The sequence below is a fragment of the Mycobacterium sp. genome, from assembly GCF_049278535.1.
Taxonomy (GTDB): domain Bacteria; phylum Actinomycetota; class Actinomycetes; order Mycobacteriales; family Mycobacteriaceae; genus Mycobacterium.
Genome location: NZ_JBAPMI010000017.1, coordinates 1 through 17,267 on the forward strand (window position 1 = coordinate 1; position 17,267 = coordinate 17,267).

Consider the following 17,267-nt stretch of genomic DNA (forward strand, 5'->3'; position numbering starts at 1 on the left):
CTCTCGGGATGGTTGTGGTTGGCCGGGATCACCGCGCGGCCGCGGGCGACCTCGTCGCGAACCAGTTCGGCCGGCATCTGCTCGCGTGCGGCGATGAAGGCCATCTCGGCGGTGATCTCCCCGGCGCGGGCCCGCTGCAGCTGGGTGCCGCGGTCGCGAACCACGCCCGGACGCGGCGGCAGTCCGGTCGTCACGTCGATCACCGCGTCCGCGTCGGTATACGGGCCCGAGGTGTCATAGAGATCGAGGTGTTCGCCGTTGGACAGATTGACCCGACGGAACGGCACCTTGACGAGGGGCCCGTCGGGGGACACCTCGAGGTTTCGGTAGACCTTGCTACTGCCCGCGATCGGGCCGGTGGTCACGGTTGGTTCCACTGCTAAATCGGTCATTCGTCATCTCCCTACGTCGGCATTACCCGGTCAGGTTCATACGGTCGACGGCCCCGAGCCGTCCTCTCAGCGCACCGGGCGTGCGCTCCCGCGTTCTCGTGCGCTACCCACGCTAGCGCAGCCTGACCACCATGTGCAGGGTCGTGGAAATTCGCGGACGCGTTACGTCGCGCCTACACCAACTGAGGACTGACCGAATCGATGGGCAAGCTGCGCCATCGGTGTAAAGATGATCAACGTGCGTGAGGCCGCTGATACCCAGATTGGCACCGGCCCCCTGCCCGCCCGTTGGCCGGAGGCCGTCGGTGACGACGTCGGAGTGGGCGCTTTCCGCTTCTGGTTCGTCGGCGAACGCTGGGAATGGTCCGACGAGGTGGCCCGGATGCACGGTTACGAGCCCGGGGCCGTCGAGCCGACGACCGAACTGTTGATGTCACACAAGCATCCGGACGATCGCCGTCACGTCCAAGACCAGCTTGACCGGGCGCTGCTGTCCAAAGGCTCGATTTCCAGCCGGCACCGTTTTGTCGACACCACGGGCCGGGTGCACGACGCGATGGTGTTGGCCGATCGGATGTACGACGACACCGGCGCCGTCGTCGGCACCTCCGGTTACTACGTCGATCTGACCGCGACATTCGTCGAGACTCGCCAGGTGGCCCTCGACGAGGCACTGCCCGACCTGTTCGAGGCTCGGGCCGTGATCGAACAGGCCAAGGGCATCCTGATGGCCGTCTACCGGGTCGGCCCAGAACAGGCCTTCGGAGTCCTGCGGTGGCGATCGCAGGAGACCAACTCCAAACTGCGTTCGCTGGCGAAGCAGATCATCATCGAAAGCGCCACGCTGTCACCACCGTCGGCGGAGAACCAAGCCGCCTTCGATCATCTGCTGTTAACAGTGCATCAGCGTATTCCGGGCGAATCCAACACGTAAGCGCGCCGGCAGATAGGCTCGACCACATTGCCGTCCAACGGTCTGGGGCCAATACCCGTGGTCCCTGGACGACGAATTGGCTGCGTCGAAGCGGGTGAACGCGATGGAACTGTTGGTGGTCGAATCCGAGGTTCGGCCCGAAGCTGTGTTGGTGCATGCAACGGGGGAGATCGATTCCAGCACCGCCAACGAGCTCAGGTCACAGCTGCAGTCCGCGCTGCAGAACGCCGAAAGCCAAGCGTCTCGACTACTGATCATCGACTTGCAGGGCGTGACCTACTTCGGCAGTGCCGGACTGAACGCCGTACTGGATTGTCACAAGCAAGGTATGCGGGCCGGGACTTCGGTCCGGCTGGTCGCCGATAACGGGCTGGTGGTTCGTCCGATCGAGGTGACGAATCTGGACAGCCTGCTTGACCTTTACCCCACGTTGCCGGATGCGCTGGAGGGCCGCGAGTCCGAGCAGGGGTCGTGAGCGGGGAGCACCGCCGCGGCTGGCCACGCGATCCCAAGGTGTTGCCACCCGACCTCGCCGCGGCCGTGGCGCTCGGTGGTCAAATGGGCCGGCAGTTCGCCGAATTCGATTGGACCGCACACCCACTGGGCTCGCCGCAGTCGTGGCCGGTCGAGGTGCGCGCGGCGGTCGCGATGGTGTTGACATCGCGATTTCCGATCGTGCTGTGGTTGGACACCGAGGAATTGTTTCTGATCTACAACGATGCCTACATCTCGATCCTGGGCGACCGGCATCCGGAAGCGTTGGGCCAACGCGGCCAGTACGCGTGGTGGGATATCTGGGAGCCGATCAGCCCGATGCTTGCCAGTGTTGTCGCGACCGGCGAAGCAACCTGGTCCTATGACTTGATGCTGCCGATGGTGACCGCGGGCCGCCGTCGCGAGCGATACTTCACCTTCACCTACAGCCCGCTGATCGGCGACGACGGGAAGACCTATGGAATCTTCTGCCCGTCGTTCGAAACCACCGAACGGGTGCTCAGCGAGCGCCGGCTGCACTTGCTCAACGCGGTGGCCTCAGCGGTGATGGATACCAACACGATTGACGATGCGGCCAATGCCGCCGTCGCGGTGTGTGCTGAGCAACCCGCCGATGTGCCCTTCGTCGCCGCCTACATCGGTGATCCGGCGACCCCCGACGTGACGCTGCGCTGCGCGACGCCGTCGGTAATGCCGTTGTTGCCGCCGACGCTGGCGAAGTTGACCAGATCTGAAGCGGTGCCGCGGACACGATCGGAGATGCAGGTCATCGAGGACGTCGCGGCGAGGATCGACGGCATCCACGATGTCCTGGCCGACGACTGTCCCGACCATGCGCTGCTCCTGCCGTTGGGCGAGGGACCGGTTGCGGGGGCGCTGCTGGTCGGAATGAACCCGCTGTGCCCGTTGAATGACCAATACGTCGGCTTTTGCCAGTTGCTTGCCGACCAGTTGTCCTCGGCGATGGCTTCTGCGCTCTCCTACGAGCAGCAGCGCCAGCGGGCGGACGCGCTCGCCGAACTCGACCACGCGAAGACGGCGTTCCTGACCAACGTCAGCCACGAATTCCGCACTCCGCTCACGCTGTTACTCGGGCCGCTCGACGATGCGTTATCGGAAAGCGGCCCGAACACCGTGCTGACGGACCAGCTTGGTACCGCCCGACGTAACGCGGGACGCCTGCAACGGCTTGTTGATTCGCTGCTGGACTTCTCCCGCATCGAAGCCGGTCGCGCCACTGCTGCGTTGGTGTGCACCGACGTCGGCGCTCTGACGTCGGACATCGCGTCGTCGTTCTCCGAACTGTGCCAGCGGGCCGGGCTCGAACTGGTGGTCGACTGTCACTCTGCGCTGGCCGATGTCGACCCGGGCATGTGGGAAACCGTGGTACTGAACCTGCTGTCGAACGCGGTGAAGTACACGTTGACCGGCTCGATCACGGTCACTGTCCACAGCGATTCGACGTTGTGCCGCATGATGATTCGCGATACGGGTGTGGGCATCGCCGAAGCGGACCTGAAGCGATTGGGCGAACGGTTCTTTCGTGCGGATAGCGCCCACGGGCGCAGTGTCGAAGGCACCGGAATCGGCTTGTCGTTGGTGAGCGGTCTTGTCGAGTTGCAGCACGGCACAATTGAATTCGCCAGTGAACTCGGGCGCGGCACTACGGTCACCATCGGGTTGCCCCGGTCGATGGACGGCAAGCCCGTCGACCATTCACCCGCCGGACTTCTGGAGAGCCCGTACGTCGTCGAGGCGGGCGAGTGGGTGACATCGCGGCCGGCGTCAACGCCGGACGCAGCGTCGGCGTCCGACCCGCGCGAGTTGGTACTGATCGCCGACGACAACGCTGACATGCGAGCGCATTTGGAGCGAGTGCTTTCGGCGCATTGGCGAACGGTGGTTGTCGCCGACGGACAACAGGGCATCGAAGCCGCCCGCAAGCTTTGTCCGGACGCGGTCGTGACCGATGTGATGATGCCCCGGATGGATGGCTTCGAGTTCGTCGAGGCCATCCGCGCCGATCCGGCGCTGGCGGCCATCCCGGTTGTGATGCTGTCCGCGCGGGCGGGCGCGGAAGCCGTCAGCGAGGGTTTCTCCGGAGGAGCCGACGACTACCTGCCAAAGCCGTTCAGCTCACAGGATTTAATCGACCGGGTTGCGGCGCGGTTGTCGGCTGCGGCGCGCGAGCGCGCCAGTCGTCGATCCAGCGACGCGCGGGCGCGGGAGGCGCTGGCTTTCGCGCAGCTCGACGCGGCGTTGCAGGCCGCGGAGTCCAGCACCGCGGTTGTCGAGGCGCTGCAGGGTGCCGAGTGGGCCTCCGATGATCCGCCGATCATCTGTCTGGGGCTGCTCGACGCCGAGTCCGAAACTCTCCGTTTCGATTACAGCTCCGCGGTGCCGCCGGAGATCCGCGACCGCTACCACATCGCATCGATGGACACGCCGATCGTGCCAGTCGACGTCGTCAGAACCGGTCAGCCGATGATCATCACGGACACGCTCAGTCTCGGCCAGCGCTATCAGCATGTTGTGGGCGAAACGGTCGAGTCGGTGCGCGCCTGCATCAGCCAGCCGCTGCGCGGCATGGACGGCAAGGTCATCGGTTCGCTCGGGATGCTGTGGTCCACACCGCGCGAATTCACTCCCGCTGAACTCGATTGGGCCGCACAGGTTGCCAAGATCACCCAGTCGACCGCCGACCGTATCCGCAATGTTCAGCGTGAACATCGGATCGCCGTGGACTTCCAAGACCATCTACTCGATCTCGACCGCGGGTCAACCGTGGCGGTTGTCGCTGCCGTCTACCAACCGGGCGGTGAGGCGATGCGCGTCGGCGGTGACTGGTATCTGGTGGCGCCCCTGGAGCATCGGGGCAAGGTTGCGATCTCCGTCGGCGACGTTGTCGGACACGGCCTGCCCGCCGCGATCGCGATGAGCAGGTTGCGCGCGGCGGTGGCGGCCAGCGCGCTGACCGACGCCGACCCGGGCGCGGTGCTGAGCACGTTGGACCGGTATGCGGCGACGGTGCCGGGTGCACGCTGCGCGACGGTCAGCTACGCGGTGATCGACGACGGCCTGGACCCCGAGACCGGAGACGGCATCGCCCGTGTCAGCTATTCCTGTGCGGGACATCCCTATCCGCTACTGGTCACACCGGACGAACCGCCGGTGTACTTGTCGTCCGGTCGACGACCACCGGTGGCGGCCTGGGAAACCCCGCTCAAGCAGAACACCGCCGTCCATGAGTTGCCGCCGGGCAGTCTCATCCTGCTGTACACCGACGGACTGATCGAGCGGCCAGGCGAGACGCTTGATCACGGATTCGCCCGACTCCTGGGTGCTGCCGCATACCGCGCCGATCTTGCCGTCGGGGACTTGTGCGACGAGCTGCTCGAACGAATGGCACCGCCCGGCGGTTACACCGACGACGTCGTGGTGTTGGCCCTGCGTCCGTGCCACAGCTCGGCGCGCAGCTTCGTCCGGGTGCTGCCCGCCTCGCTGGACCACATCGCCGAGGCGCGACATCGATTGCGCGACTGGCTCTCCGGTGTCGACGTGGATCCGCAGCGCGAATCGGACATGTTGTTGGCCATCGGCGAGGCGGTGACCAATGCGATCGAGCACGGCAGCGGCGGTGACCCCACCAAGACGGTCTCCATCGAAGCTTTCGTACGCGGCCACACCGTGACCGCGACGATCAGCGATGCCGGCCAATGGTCGGGCGACTCCTCGGCCAGCCAGCGCAGCCTGCAGCGCGGCCGCGGGCTCACCATGATCAACGGCCTGGCCGATGACGTGAAGACGTCGAGAACGCGGAGCGGTACCCGAATCACGCTGAGTTTCGAGCGGACTGTTCTCCCCGAATCGGGTCTGGTGGAAGGGGTGAAAACGTGAGCCGCGCGGAATTTGAGCTGGCGGTCGCCGACGCGTCAATGCCCGCCGAGGTGACAGTGACCGGGGAAGTCGACGCGTCGAACGTCCACGAATTCACCCGATCGGTGCGCGAAATCTCGGGTGAGCGGCCGCTCATCCTGCAGCTGAGCAGCGTCAAGTATTTGGACAGCGCCGGCTTCTCGGCCCTGGATCGACTGCTCGCGGATGACGAAATCGTCATTGTTCTGGCGCCGCACAGCTTCATGTACCGAGTGGCCGAGTTGATGTGCATGCCGATCCACCACGACGCCGATTCGGCGCGCCGGGCTGTGCAAGAGGACGTGAGCTGAGCCTCGGAGCTCTACTCGGCTTCCTCGATGGCCTCGCCGAGCTCCTCGAGGACCCTGTTGTGGTGATTGGCGGCCAGCAGGTGACCCGCCGCGATGACCAGCGCCACCGGCCAGTCGATGAGCTCGAATGCAGCTAAAGCCGCTAAACCGCCGTAGTAGGCAAGTTGCTCGGGTCGTGGGATCTCCACCTGCCCGAGAATCGGCAGGTTGACCGCGAAAGTCTCACCTTCCCGAATGTGAGCGACGGCATCTGCCTGGGAAATGTCGCGGCGTGCGTTCTTTTCGGCCATCGTTTGCCTTTCAGTAACTTAAACGTTGCCGTTGTGACTGGTGATGCGGTCACCGTCGTAGTTATGTCGACGACCGATGCTCTCGCCGACCCACTAGGCGGAGCTGTGGCTGGCCTTCTGACCGTTCCTTTGACCCAGTTGTACGCCGTTCTGTGGCGTCTCGGCGCCGTGGAGGTCGTGGCGACTCGGTCGGAGCCGGATCGGCGCCCTCCAGCTCCGAGGGACGCTTATCGGCGAACGCACGGGTCGCGACGGCCACCGCGGCGGTCGCAACCCCGGCTGAGCCCAGCGCCTGCGCCCAGCCCAACGGGCCCAGCGGGGTACAGCCGAGCAACTGGCTGACGCCGGGGATGCTGATCAGGGTCCCCATTACGGCCAGCGACCCGCCCGCGGTCAACACGACCAGTGGGGTGCGGGAGTCGAGCAGCGTCTGACCCAGCTGCGCCGACACCAGGGCGACCAGCGCCACCGTGGACGCCCGTTGCGGTCGTCCGGTGACTCCGGCCATCGCCCACGCCGCCGTCGCGGCCGCCGCCGTTGTCGCGCCGCGGATGGCCACGGCTTGCCACAGCGCCTGCTGGTCGGGGCCACGGCCTTCGAGCTGCACCGGTCCGCTCGGCTTGCTGACAGCCAGGGCCGCGGCGGGTAGCGCGTCGGTGAAGATGTTCACCAGCAGCAGCTGACGGGTGTTGAGCGGTGAATCGCCGGTGATCGCGCTGCCGATGACCGCGAACGCGACCTCGCCGGCGTTGCCGCCGAGCAGTACTGACACCGCCGCCTGAACCCGCCGCCACAGCTCCCGGCCTTCGTCGATCGCGGTCAGCAGCGACTCGATGCGCGCGTCGATCAGCACCACGTCGGCCGCGACGCTGGACGAATCGCTGCCCCGCGCGACGACGCCGATCCCGACTGTGGCCGCGCGGATCGCGGCGGCGTCGTTGGCGCCGTCGCCGACCATCGCGCACACCTTGCCGACGCGTTCCAGCGTCTGAACGACCTGCACCTTGTTCTCCGGCGACATCCGGGCGAAGATCACCCGCTCCGTCACCACCCGCTCCTGATCCTTGCGTGACAGGGCATCCCACTCGGCTCCGCTGATGACTTGGTCCGCCGCCACCGACATCCCGAGTTCCCTCGCGATCGCGGTGGCGGTGATCGGGTGGTCGCCGGTGATCAGCCGGACACCGATCTCTCGCTCAGTGAGCGCGGCCAGCAGGGCGGGTGCCTCGGCCCGCGGGGTGTCGGAAAGCCCGAGGAAGCCCGCCAGCGAGAGCTCGCCACCGGCGAGATCGGCAATTGCGTCTTCGTCCTCGGCGACCAGCTGGGCCTGTTGTGCGGTCAGCCGGCGCCGCGCGACCGCGATCACCCGTAGTCCTTCGGCCGCCAGCTGCCGCACGGTGTTCTCGGTATCCGGCCCGACGGCGTTGCAGGCAGCCAGCACGACTTCGGGTGCTCCCTTGACGGTCAGCTCGTCACCGAACACCGACGCCGAGAACGACCTGCCTGACCGAAACGGCAAGTGCGCCTCGGCTTCGTCGGTCGGACTGGAGCCGTCGACCGATTGCGCCGCCTCGATGATCGCGCGATCGGTTGCGTGCAGCTGCGGTCCGCCGTTGGCGTCCGGTGCCGCCCGGGCCGCGCAGCGCAAGACGTCGTCGCGTGAATAGCTTTCCGCGGGATGCACTTGCGAGACCCGCAGGCGGTTTTCGGACAGCGTCCCCGTCTTGTCGAAGCACACCACCTCGATGCGGCCTAACGCCTCCACCGATCGCGGAACCCGCACCAGCGCGCCGTAGTTCGTCAGGCGGCGCGCCGACGCCGCCTGCGCGAGGGTCGCCACCAGCGGCATTCCTTCCGGCACCGCCGCCACAGTGATCGCGATTCCGCTGGCAACGGCCTGACGTAAACCCCTGCGGCGCAACAAGCCGAGTCCACTGACCAATAGGCCGCCGCCCGCACTGACGGGGAAAGCCCGGTTGGTGAGTTGGCTGAGCTGATGTTCGAGCCCGATCTGCGGAAGCTCGCTGGAAACCAGCTCGGCGGCGCGGCGCGCCTGGGTGTCCGCGCCGACGGCGGTCACCACCGCCACCGCGGTGCCTGCCACGATGGTGGTTCCGCCGTAGAGCATGCAGCGGCGGTCGGCCAGCTCGGCGCCTGGCGTGGGCTCGACTTGCTTCTCCACCGGCAGCGATTCGCCGGTGAGCGTGGATTCGTCGACCTCGAGGTCCTCTTCCTCGATCAGCCGGGCGTCGGCGGGCACCACCTCGTGGGTGCGCACCTCGATCACATCCCCGGGCCGCAGCTGCGCGGCCTTCACGTCGGTGTATACCGGCGAACCGTCGGGACCGATCGTCACTTTCCGGGCCGGTGGAATCTGTTGGGCCAGTAGCTCGTTCAACCGGCTTTCGGCGCGTAGCCGCTGGCTGGCCGCCAGCATCGAGTTTCCGGTGAGGACCGACCCAACCAGGACCGCGTCGACCGGCGAGCCCAGCACCGCACTGGCCGCCGAGCCGAGCGCCAGCACGGGGGTCAGCGGGTCGGACAACTCGGCACGCACCGCCTTGAGGAACTGCCAGACCGCTTGCCGGGGGCGGCCGGTCAGCTCGGCGCCGCGTTGGGCCGTCTCCATGGCCCGGGTGGCCAGACCGTGCCGCGGCTCCACCGTCTGTTCGTCATCCGGCGGTGGCAACATCTTGCGGACTTGGTTGATCGACATGGCGTGCCACTCGTGCATCGGCGCCGGCAGCGGGGTCGGTTCGCGCAACACCCGGCGGGCCATCAGATAACCCGACAGCAGGCCGGCGGCTGCGCCCGTCGTCACCGGGCCCGGCCCGCGTCCGCGCACGCCGGGAACCATCAACAGAGCGCCTAACGCCGTTGCACCCGTTGCGATTTCGATTCCGCGCCGGCTCGCTGATTTGGCCGCCGGGATGGCGTGCAGCAACCGCCACACCCCGCCGAGTTCGCCCAGTATCAGATCGGCAGTCCAGGGTGGCGGCTCGGAGTCAGAGTTGGGCATCACGCCCAGTCCGACATCCGCTGACGAAAGTGCTTGTGCACCAGCCGAAGACACGACAGCGACGGTATGACCGGACTGTTGCAGATCGGTCAGCGCCGCGGCGAGCGCATTGTCGATCGACGCCCGCTGCAGCGACCGCAGCTCGTCAAAGGCTGGCCGCAGCTCGCCCAGATCGTCGACGTCGATGGAGATCAGATCCAGGCCCGCCCGACGCGCCTCGGCCAGTACGGCCGAGGCCAGCGGATCGTGTGTCGGGCCGATCAGCGCTTCGACGCCTGCCGCGGATCCGTTGCTGGACAAGCCTGGAACCGGATACCAGCCCACCGTCAGGCCTTTTTTCTCCAACAGCATCTGGGCACGGTTCCAGGCAGGGGAAAGCTCGTCCTCGTCGGCTCCGCGCACCCGCACCACCCGCAAGGCGTCGGTGCACAACACCCGGGGGTCGATCAGCAGCGCGTCGACGCGGTCCAGCCAGCGGAGCTTTTCCGGCTGCAGCGGCAGCACCGCGTGCTGGTCTGCCAATCCTTGTCCGAGTGCGGCGGCGAAGGATTCTCGCGTGGTGCGGATGGCTTTCGGGGTGGTGACCAAGGTCGCGGTCGATGCCATCTCGAGATTGCGGGTGAAAGCTCCGACTGCCGCAGTCCCGATCACCTGTACCAATGCACTGCGGCGTGCGTGTCGTTCGACCGGACCTTCCGGTAGCGGCACCGGGCGCGACGGCGGGTAGATCTCGGGATGATCGGCGTGACGGGCCAAAGCCGGTTCGTGCCGGAGCCAGGCTTGCGCTTCAGCCTGATACTCGGCGGCTTTCAAGATCTCCATCGCGAGATCGACGGCCAGTGAGGTCGGCGACAATTCGAGGACGTGTGCGGTCACCATCGCCACCGACAGGACCGCGTCGGTCGCCGAGTGGCCAATGCGATCCTCGAGCAGGCGACGCAGCCGCGGTTGGTAATCGACGGCCACCACCACCGCTTCGACGCCGTCGAATAGGCGCGGCCAGCGCAGCAACCGGCCCGCGACCGCGGCGCTCACGCCGACGGCGGTGGCGCCCACCCCCAACGCGTTGGTGGCCAGCAATAGACCGTCGCCCGGCAACGGCTTGGGCCGGGTATCGCGGCGCCGTTGTTCGACGTTTCCGGTTGCACGCCAACGCTTTTCGGCGTCGTCGACATCTCGGCACAAGTCACGCAGCGAGATCTGGTCGCTGGTGAGGGTCACGACGATCCGCGACAGTGGCCGGTTCACGCCGACTGATTTGACGCCGGAGCGCGCGCGAACGGCGTCGATCACAAAGCGCCCGAGCTCGGCGCCGTCAGGACCGTCGAGCCCGCGGACCTCGATCCACGCGCGTCCCTTACCCCGCCAACTATGCCGGGTCAGCGTGGGCGCGGGCAGCCCTTCGGAGAGCGCCTTGACGCCCTCGCGAACCGGGATGGCAGCCATCGTCAAACCGGTCGAGGCAACTGTGCCTATGGATCCAGCAGCGCTGGCCGCGGTTTGCACGCTGGCGCCAACGAGCGCAGACGTCGCCTGCAGACCCAGCGTTACCGCACGCAGCGGGAAGGATGCTCGCACCAAGCCGACGCTACCTACTCGCAGAAATCAGCGGCGGGTGCGTGATTGTGTTCCGCCGGACTGCCGCGCCGCAGCCCGCTTGGCCGGCGTCTTGCGCGGCCGGGCCGAACTGGTCGACTTGGCAGTAGCCGCCTTCACCGGTGTGACCGATGCGACGTGCGAGCTGTCGTTGTGCGAGTTGCTCAGCCGCCGCAACAACAGCGCACCGCCGCCGACGGCCAGCAGCAGCGGCCACTCGACGAGCCCGGCAACGCCAAGAGCTCCCAACGTCAATGCGGCTGCCGGCGTCGAGTGGCTGCCCTTGTCGATACCCTTTTGCACACCGGCCGCCGCGCCGGTCACGGCGCCGACGACGCCGTTGACTGCGGCACCACCGATTGCGCCGGCGGCGGCGGTGGTTACTGAGGCGGCACGGCTGACCGTTCGACTTACGTTGTGTACGGCGCCGTCAACGACACCCATGATGACTCCCTGATGGTCGGTTCTGAGGCCGTGAATCGAATACCCGCTGCAGGCCACATTGGCGGCGGTCGTATACGCGCATACTCGCAGGGTTCATCGAACCGTCACGTTGTTGCGCAGCATCGGGCAATCCTATGACCTTCATTGGGAAATGAACAGAAAATGAATACCCGCAGCGCAGTTTTTACATGCATCAATCTCGGCGCAAATCCACCACGACCGGGGCGTGATCGCTGGGTGCCTTGCCTTTCCGCTCCTCACGCACGATCTGTGCGTGGGCGACTCGGCCGGCCAGCGCGGGGGAGGCGAGGATGAAGTCGATGCGCATCCCCTGCTTCTTCGGGAACCGCAACTGGGTGTAGTCCCAATAAGTGTAGACACCCGGGCCCGGCGTGAAAGACCTTACCACATCTGAGAATTGGGCGTCGACGATCGCGTCGAACGCTTTGCGCTCCGGTTCTGAGACGTGGGTTGCGCCCTCGAAGAACTCGACACTCCAGATGTCAGCGTCGGTCGGAGCGATATTCCAGTCGCCGACCAGAGCGATCTGCGCCGACGGGTCGTCGCGCAGCCAACCGGCTGCCGTATCACGCAGTGCGGCAAGCCAATCGAGTTTGTACGTGTAGTGCGGGTCGTCCAGGGCGCGGCCGTTGGGCACGTAGAGACTCCACACCCGCACGCCCGCACAGGTGGCGGCCAGTGCACGCGCTTCGGCGGCCGCGGCCACATCCGGCTTGCTGCTCCAGGTGGGCTGGCCGTCAAAGCCCACTTCGACGTTGTCCAGACCCACTCGCGAGGCGATAGCCACGCCGTTCCACTGATTGAAACCGCAGTGGGCCGTGTCGTAGCCCAGCTCCAGGAACGGCATCGCCGGGAACTGCTGGTCGGAACACTTGGTTTCCTGCATGGCGAGCACATCGACCTCGGCGCGCTTCAGCCAATCGAGCACACGGTCCAGCCGGCTGCGAATCGAGTTCACGTTCCAGGTGGCTAACCGCAACATGCCGTCGGGCATGGCCACGACCCTACGTGGTTGGCGTGACGTAGCGCGCCCGGTGGTGCAGGACGAAACCCAGCGACCGGGCCAGCCCGGCGGCGACCGGATCGTGGTCGTGAACCCGGATGTAGCCGCGGCTGGCACCCAGCGATGCGCCCCAGGCCAGCAGTGCCGCGCACAGCGGGTGGCTCGCATGGGGGTGCGGATCTGCCGGCCCGACCACCGACAGCCCGACCCAGCGGGTGCCGTCCGGAGCGTCGGTGACCGCGGCGCGCGCGGCCGCAACGTCCGTGTACGTGCCGAAGGTCAGCTCGCCCTCGACGACCGCGGTCAACACGTCGACGGGAATCTCACACCGGCTGAGCCGAAACCAGTCCCCGGTGGGGCCGGCGAACAGTTGGACCGAGCGATCGGGCTCGGCGGTGTGCACGTCGCGCACCAGCATCCGGTTGGCGCCCTCGTCGGCACCGGTAAACCGCAGCAGGCGATCGGCGATCGCCAGCCGCGGGGTCAAGTCGCGCGATCGGTACCAGTCGGCGATCGCCGGTATCGCTGCCAGATCTGCAGAATTACCAATGGGCACCGCGGAATTCGCGGCATACGTAACGCCGTGTCCAGCGCGCAGCAGCCAGCCCCCCAGCCAGTGCTGCTCCACACCCGGCCAGGCCAGCGCGGCGGCGTGCTCGAGCGCGCGAATCTCCGATACCCGCACCGGGGCGTCGCTCAGCGGCTTAACCGCGACCACATCGGCGGGGGAGAACTCCACCGTCGCACCGGTTTTCGTCCGGACGCGGACGAGCGGGGCAATGGCGAGTAGATGGCCGATGACATCAGTCAGCGGTGGCACCGAGCCGTCAGGGCGGCGGTAACGCACCGCTACCCTGGTTCCGAGATCAGGCCACGAAACCATCAGTGTCCGAACGGATCCGGCCCTTCGCCCGGGGTCCACGACAATCCGGGAACGCCCCAGCCGTGCGATTTGACCGCGCGCTTGGCCGAGCGCGCGTGACGTCCGATCAAGCGGTCCAGGTACAGGAAGCCATCCAGGTGTCCGGTCTCATGCTGGAGCATGCGTGCGAACAACCCTGAGCCCTCGAGGGTTACCGCATTACTGTCGGCGTCGATCCCGGTGACCTTGGCCCACTGCGCCCGACCGGTCGGGAACGACTCGCCGGGCACTGAAAGGCAACCCTCGTCGTCATCTTCGGGGTCCGGCATGGTCTCGGGTATTTCGGAGGTCTCCAGCACTGGGTTGACGACCACACCGCGGCGGCGCGTCGTCTGCCCGCGCTCGTCGGCGCAGTCGTAGACGAACACCCGAAGGCCCACGCCGATCTGGTTGGCGGCCAGACCGACGCCGAAGGCGGCGTCCATGGTGTCGTAGAGATTCGTGATCAGATCGGCCAGGTCGTCCGGCAGCGACCCGTCCGCGGCGACCGGCACCGCCGCGGTTGGAGTGTGCAGGACGGGATCTCCCACGATGCGAATGGGTACGACTGCCATGGTCGGCAAGCTTAAGCCCGCCGACACCTAGCTCCGGTTGCGGAGTGGGCGTCGGACAGGCAACCTCACCTAGTCAGCCGACTCGCGGGTCTGGCTGCCAGGTCAACAGTTGTCGACGTGGTTGAATAATCGCCGGAGCAGCGGGCATTCGAGATTTCGCCGAAAGGGTCGAGGAAGCGATATGGACAGCGCTATGGCGCGGGCTAATCGATCGGGGGACGACTCTGAACTCGCCGATGGGTTAACTCGCCGCGAACACGACATTTTGGCTTTCGAGCGGCAATGGTGGAAATACGCCGGCGCTAAAGAAGAAGCCATCAAAGAGTTGTTTGGAATGTCGGCCCCGAACTACTACCGGGTGCTCAATGCGTTGGTCGATCGGCCCGAGGCATTAGCTGCCGACCCAATGCTGGTGAAACGACTTCGCCGGCTGCGGGCCAGCCGGCAGAAAGCACGGGCGGCCCGGCGGCTGGGCTTCGAGCTCACCTAATTTTTTGCCTGCTCGCAGGGCGTCGATGTGGGTTTTGGCGCACGTCTCGATACAGTGACGTCAATGAATGAGCGCGTTCCCGATTCGACCGGCCTTCCCCTGCGGGCCATGGTGATGGTGCTGCTGTTCCTCGGTGTCATCTTTTTGCTGGTCGGGTTTCAGGCCATGGGTTCGGGCAGTAACACCGACGACGATTCGGCAGTGTCGAGCGTCACCACCAGCGCGGCGGCGTCGAAGACCTCGGCGAAGCCTGCACCAAAGGCCGATGTGCTCGTCTTCAATGTCTCCAATGCAACGGGTGTCGCGAAGCGGACTGCCGACCAGCTCACGCAAGGTGGTTTCAACGTCACCAAGGTCGACAACCTGACGCTGCCCGATATCGCGAAGACCACGGTGTACTTCACCGACGCGCCCGGCGAGCACGAAACCGCTGATGCCGTGGGTCAGCTGCTCAAAGCGGCTGTTGCTCCGCGGACCAAGGAACTCGCCGACCAGCCGCCCGGCGTGATCGTGGCGGCTACGGGTTAGAAGGGCGGCGGGTCGAGGTGGTTTCGGCGTCGCTCGGCGCCGATGCGGTGGGCGCGGTCTTGGCGACGGGTGCGTAGCCGGCTAGGCAGCATCGCGATCCGTTCACCACAATGGTCAGGCGGCCGGTTGGTTTCCGCTGCGGGCACATCGCCAGTAGGCGCGCAGAGGCTGGGGAAGAGCAGCGCGCTGCCCGGGTTGGTGACATAGGTCTTTCCCGCGGGTGAGGTGAGAATCACTGTGCCGTCAGGCAACTGCTGATCACCCCACCCCAAGAACGTTTTCACGAGGTGATGGCGCCGATTGGCTAAAGAACCCTTTAGATTGCGAAGGTGGCCAGCCGTGCCGGGCTGATCGCGACCCCATGCGCCTGTGAATTCTCGCGTTGCGAAGCTGGCGGCGCGCCTAGCATGTTCGGCGCAGCAACGACTGCACTGCAGCAACGACTGCACTACGGGGGGAGATCTCATGACGCAGATTCATGAGCAGCGGACGATCGCAGCATCGCCAGAACGGTTCTTTGCCTGGCTACTGGACCCAGCCAACCTGACTGTCTCTCCGTGGTTCCGCAAAGCCGCTTGGGTGAACGCGTCGTGTCCCGGCGTCGGGGCGACGCGGGAACTGAGAGGGTTTGGCTTCTGGGTGCACGAGCAGATCACGGCCTACGACGCACCCCGTAGTTGCACGTATCGCGTTGTCGGGGGGTTCCCACCCGCGCATCAAAACGGGACGCTTACCTGTACTCCGTCGGGCGGCGGAACGCATGTCGACTGGGTGAGCAGCTACACAATTCCAGCTCGCGGCGGCGGCAAGGTACTCGAGATACTTACTGCTCCACTGATGCGCTCCCTTGCCTTTCGCGCGATCCTCTCTGGCTGCGCGAAAGCGCTCGAGAGTTGATGGCAATGACTGCGCTAAGTACGCTCGACCTGCTCCTCGGCTTACACTTCCGCAATGTTCTCGGAAACGCGCTATGCGCTGAACGGGGACTTGGCCGTGGCTTATCGCGCGTCTCCTGAAGGTGCCCGGGACATTGTGTTCGTCCCGAACTGGTTCACCTGCTGCGAGGTTCTGCCGGAGCTGCCGTCCCTTCAGGGGTGGGTCGAGGCAATGACGTCGCTTGGTCGACTGATCTTCTTTGACCAGCCGGGCACCGGAGTGTCCGATCCGGTCACGGCGGGCGCGATGCCGACCTTGGAGCAATGGGCCGACAGCATCACCGCTGTGCTCGACGTTCTCGGCAGCCGCGAAGCGGCTTTAATCACGTGCCCGGGCGCGCTCGCAGCAGCGGCGCTATTCGCAGCAACGCACCCGTCCCGCACTACGGCGCTTGTCGTGCTCGACGGTGCTGTCGATGGGGCAATCCGCACGGATTTGATTCAAGAGAAAGTGATCGCCGGGGTCGCGGTAACCTGGGGAACCGGCGACGTGCAACATCTGATCAATCCGGACATGCCGTGGAATGACGAAATCCGGGGTGGCTGGGCTCGAATGGAACGTATCGCGGCAAGCCCGCGGACCGTTGAACTCATGTTGCCGCTCATCACTGAGGTGAATGCGCTCGCAATCCTTCCGACAGTCCGCGTGCCCACGCTTGTCGTGCATCACACTGACGACCCGTTCGTTCCGCCAGCGATGGGCAAGGAAGTCGCCGATCGCATACCGGGCGCGAAATACGTTGAGTTGCCGGGGCGGAACCTGTACCACTTTGTTGAACCGTGGCGCGAGTCGTTCCAGGCGGTCGCTGAGTTCCTCACCGGCGAGCAGGCTGAAGTGGCCGACGATCGGGTGCTTGCCACCGTGTTGTTTACCGACATTGTGAACTCGACGCGCCGCGCGGCCGAGATGGGTGACCGGGACTAGCATGCGCTGCTTGATGCGCACGATGCCGTCGTCCGTGCGCAACTGTCTCGCTTTCGAGGCCGCGAGGTGAACACATCCGGTGACGGCTTCCTCGCGATGTTCGACGGCCCGCAGCGAGCGATTCGCTGCGCCATGGCAATTCGCGACGCGGTGCAATCGCTCGGCATTCAGGTGCGCGCCGGGCTGCACACCGGCGAGTGCGAGGTCCGGGGCGACGACATCGGTGGGATCGGTGTGCACATCGGCGCGCGCGTGAGCGCACTGGCAGGGCCGAACGACTTGCTCGTGTCAAGCACGCTGCGCGATTTGGTGATCGGGTCAGGGTTGGAATTCGAGGACTGCGGCACTCACACGCTCAAGGGCGTGCCCGGTGAGTGGCGTCTGTTCGCCGTCGCCTCTGCGTAAACCCTTGGCCTGCTGTCAGAATGGCGGTGGTTCGTCGTCGCTGTCGGTGCAGGGTGGGGCTGGTCCGAGGTAGCTTATCGACTCGGCG

At 66.1% G+C, this 17,267-nt stretch carries 14 protein-coding genes and 3 pseudogenes; 9 read left to right on the top strand and 8 right to left on the bottom strand.

What is annotated here, in order from left to right:
• On the bottom strand, nt 1–392 hold a 392-nt coding region (locus tag WAO18_RS00870), incomplete at its 3' end, for a phosphomethylpyrimidine synthase ThiC (RefSeq protein ID WP_422203085.1).
• 229 nt (nt 393–621) lie between these two features.
• Here WAO18_RS00870 and WAO18_RS00875 point away from each other — a divergent pair.
• From WAO18_RS00875 to WAO18_RS00890, 4 genes are all read left to right on the top strand, one after another.
• A complete protein-coding gene (locus WAO18_RS00875) occupies nt 622–1,326 on the top strand; it encodes a PAS and ANTAR domain-containing protein (RefSeq protein WP_422203087.1) in 705 nt (234 codons plus the stop codon).
• A 103-nt stretch (nt 1,327–1,429) separates the two neighbouring features.
• The gene (locus WAO18_RS00880) at nt 1,430–1,801 is read left to right on the top strand and encodes an STAS domain-containing protein (RefSeq protein WP_422203089.1); all 372 of its coding nucleotides are present in this window, start codon (nt 1,430–1,432) and stop codon (nt 1,799–1,801) included.
• Entirely contained in the window at nt 1,798–5,718 is a 3,921-nt protein-coding gene (locus WAO18_RS00885; RefSeq protein WP_422203090.1) for a SpoIIE family protein phosphatase, read from the top strand. Before WAO18_RS00880 ends, WAO18_RS00885 begins: the two co-directional genes overlap by 4 nt.
• A complete protein-coding gene (locus WAO18_RS00890; protein WP_422203092.1) occupies nt 5,715–6,047 on the top strand; it encodes an STAS domain-containing protein in 333 nt (110 codons plus the stop codon). The genes WAO18_RS00885 and WAO18_RS00890 overlap by 4 nt, the downstream gene beginning before the upstream one ends.
• Nucleotides 6,048–6,058: 11 nt before the next feature.
• Here WAO18_RS00890 and WAO18_RS00895 read toward each other — a convergent pair whose 3' ends face one another.
• Entirely contained in the window at nt 6,059–6,337 is a 279-nt protein-coding gene (locus tag WAO18_RS00895) for a hypothetical protein (protein ID WP_422203093.1), read from the bottom strand.
• A 63-nt stretch (nt 6,338–6,400) separates the two neighbouring features.
• Here WAO18_RS00895 and WAO18_RS00900 point away from each other — a divergent pair, with 63 nt between their 5' ends.
• The gene (locus tag WAO18_RS00900) at nt 6,401–6,679 is read left to right on the top strand and encodes an Rv1535 domain-containing protein (protein ID WP_422203106.1); all 279 of its coding nucleotides are present in this window, start codon (nt 6,401–6,403) and stop codon (nt 6,677–6,679) included.
• Here the strand turns inward: WAO18_RS00900 and WAO18_RS00905 are convergent.
• The 5 genes and pseudogenes from WAO18_RS00905 to WAO18_RS00925 all read right to left on the bottom strand — a co-directional run.
• Nucleotides 6,648–10,802: pseudogene (locus WAO18_RS00905) on the bottom strand (HAD-IC family P-type ATPase); the annotation flags it as partial. The gene WAO18_RS00900 and the pseudogene WAO18_RS00905 overlap by 32 nt on opposite strands.
• Before the next feature lie 159 nt (nt 10,803–10,961).
• On the bottom strand, nt 10,962–11,396 hold the full coding sequence (locus WAO18_RS00910; protein WP_422203095.1) for a hypothetical protein: 435 nt from the start codon (nt 11,394–11,396) through the stop codon (nt 10,962–10,964).
• 193 nt (nt 11,397–11,589) lie between these two features.
• Nucleotides 11,590–12,396: an exodeoxyribonuclease III gene (locus WAO18_RS00915; RefSeq protein ID WP_422203108.1), complete on the bottom strand. Its 807-nt coding sequence runs from the start codon at nt 12,394–12,396 to the stop codon at nt 11,590–11,592.
• Nucleotides 12,397–12,421: 25 nt separating this feature from the next.
• Nucleotides 12,422–13,303 (bottom strand): N-acetylglutamate synthase, CG3035 family, encoded by an 882-nt coding sequence (locus WAO18_RS00920; protein WP_422203097.1) that lies wholly within the window; start codon nt 13,301–13,303, stop codon nt 12,422–12,424.
• Complete coding sequence (locus WAO18_RS00925; RefSeq protein ID WP_422203098.1) at nt 13,303–13,896, bottom strand: peptide deformylase; 594 nt, start codon at nt 13,894–13,896, stop codon at nt 13,303–13,305. The genes WAO18_RS00920 and WAO18_RS00925 overlap by 1 nt, the downstream gene beginning before the upstream one ends.
• Nucleotides 13,897–14,077: 181 nt before the next feature.
• Between WAO18_RS00925 and WAO18_RS00930 the strand changes: the two genes are divergently transcribed.
• Together WAO18_RS00930 and WAO18_RS00935 are read left to right on the top strand one after the other, a co-directional pair.
• Nucleotides 14,078–14,386, top strand: a complete 309-nt coding sequence (locus tag WAO18_RS00930; protein WP_422203100.1) for a DUF3263 domain-containing protein — start codon at nt 14,078–14,080, stop codon at nt 14,384–14,386.
• A 63-nt stretch (nt 14,387–14,449) separates the two neighbouring features.
• Nucleotides 14,450–14,914 (top strand): LytR C-terminal domain-containing protein, encoded by a 465-nt coding sequence (locus WAO18_RS00935; RefSeq protein WP_422203102.1) that lies wholly within the window; start codon nt 14,450–14,452, stop codon nt 14,912–14,914.
• Here WAO18_RS00935 and WAO18_RS00940 read toward each other — a convergent pair.
• Nucleotides 14,911–15,294, bottom strand: a pseudogene (locus tag WAO18_RS00940) (hypothetical protein); the annotation flags it as partial. The gene WAO18_RS00935 and the pseudogene WAO18_RS00940 sit on opposite strands and share 4 nt — an antisense overlap.
• An 85-nt stretch (nt 15,295–15,379) precedes the next feature.
• On the opposite strand from WAO18_RS00940, the gene WAO18_RS00945 reads away from it, so the two are divergent.
• Both WAO18_RS00945 and WAO18_RS00950 read left to right on the top strand, forming a co-directional pair.
• Nucleotides 15,380–15,811: an SRPBCC family protein gene (locus WAO18_RS00945; protein ID WP_422203104.1), complete on the top strand. Its 432-nt coding sequence runs from the start codon at nt 15,380–15,382 to the stop codon at nt 15,809–15,811.
• A gap of 54 nt (nt 15,812–15,865) precedes the next feature.
• Nucleotides 15,866–17,179 (top strand): annotated as a pseudogene (locus WAO18_RS00950) (adenylate/guanylate cyclase domain-containing protein).
• Nucleotides 17,180–17,267: the final 88 nt, after the last annotated feature.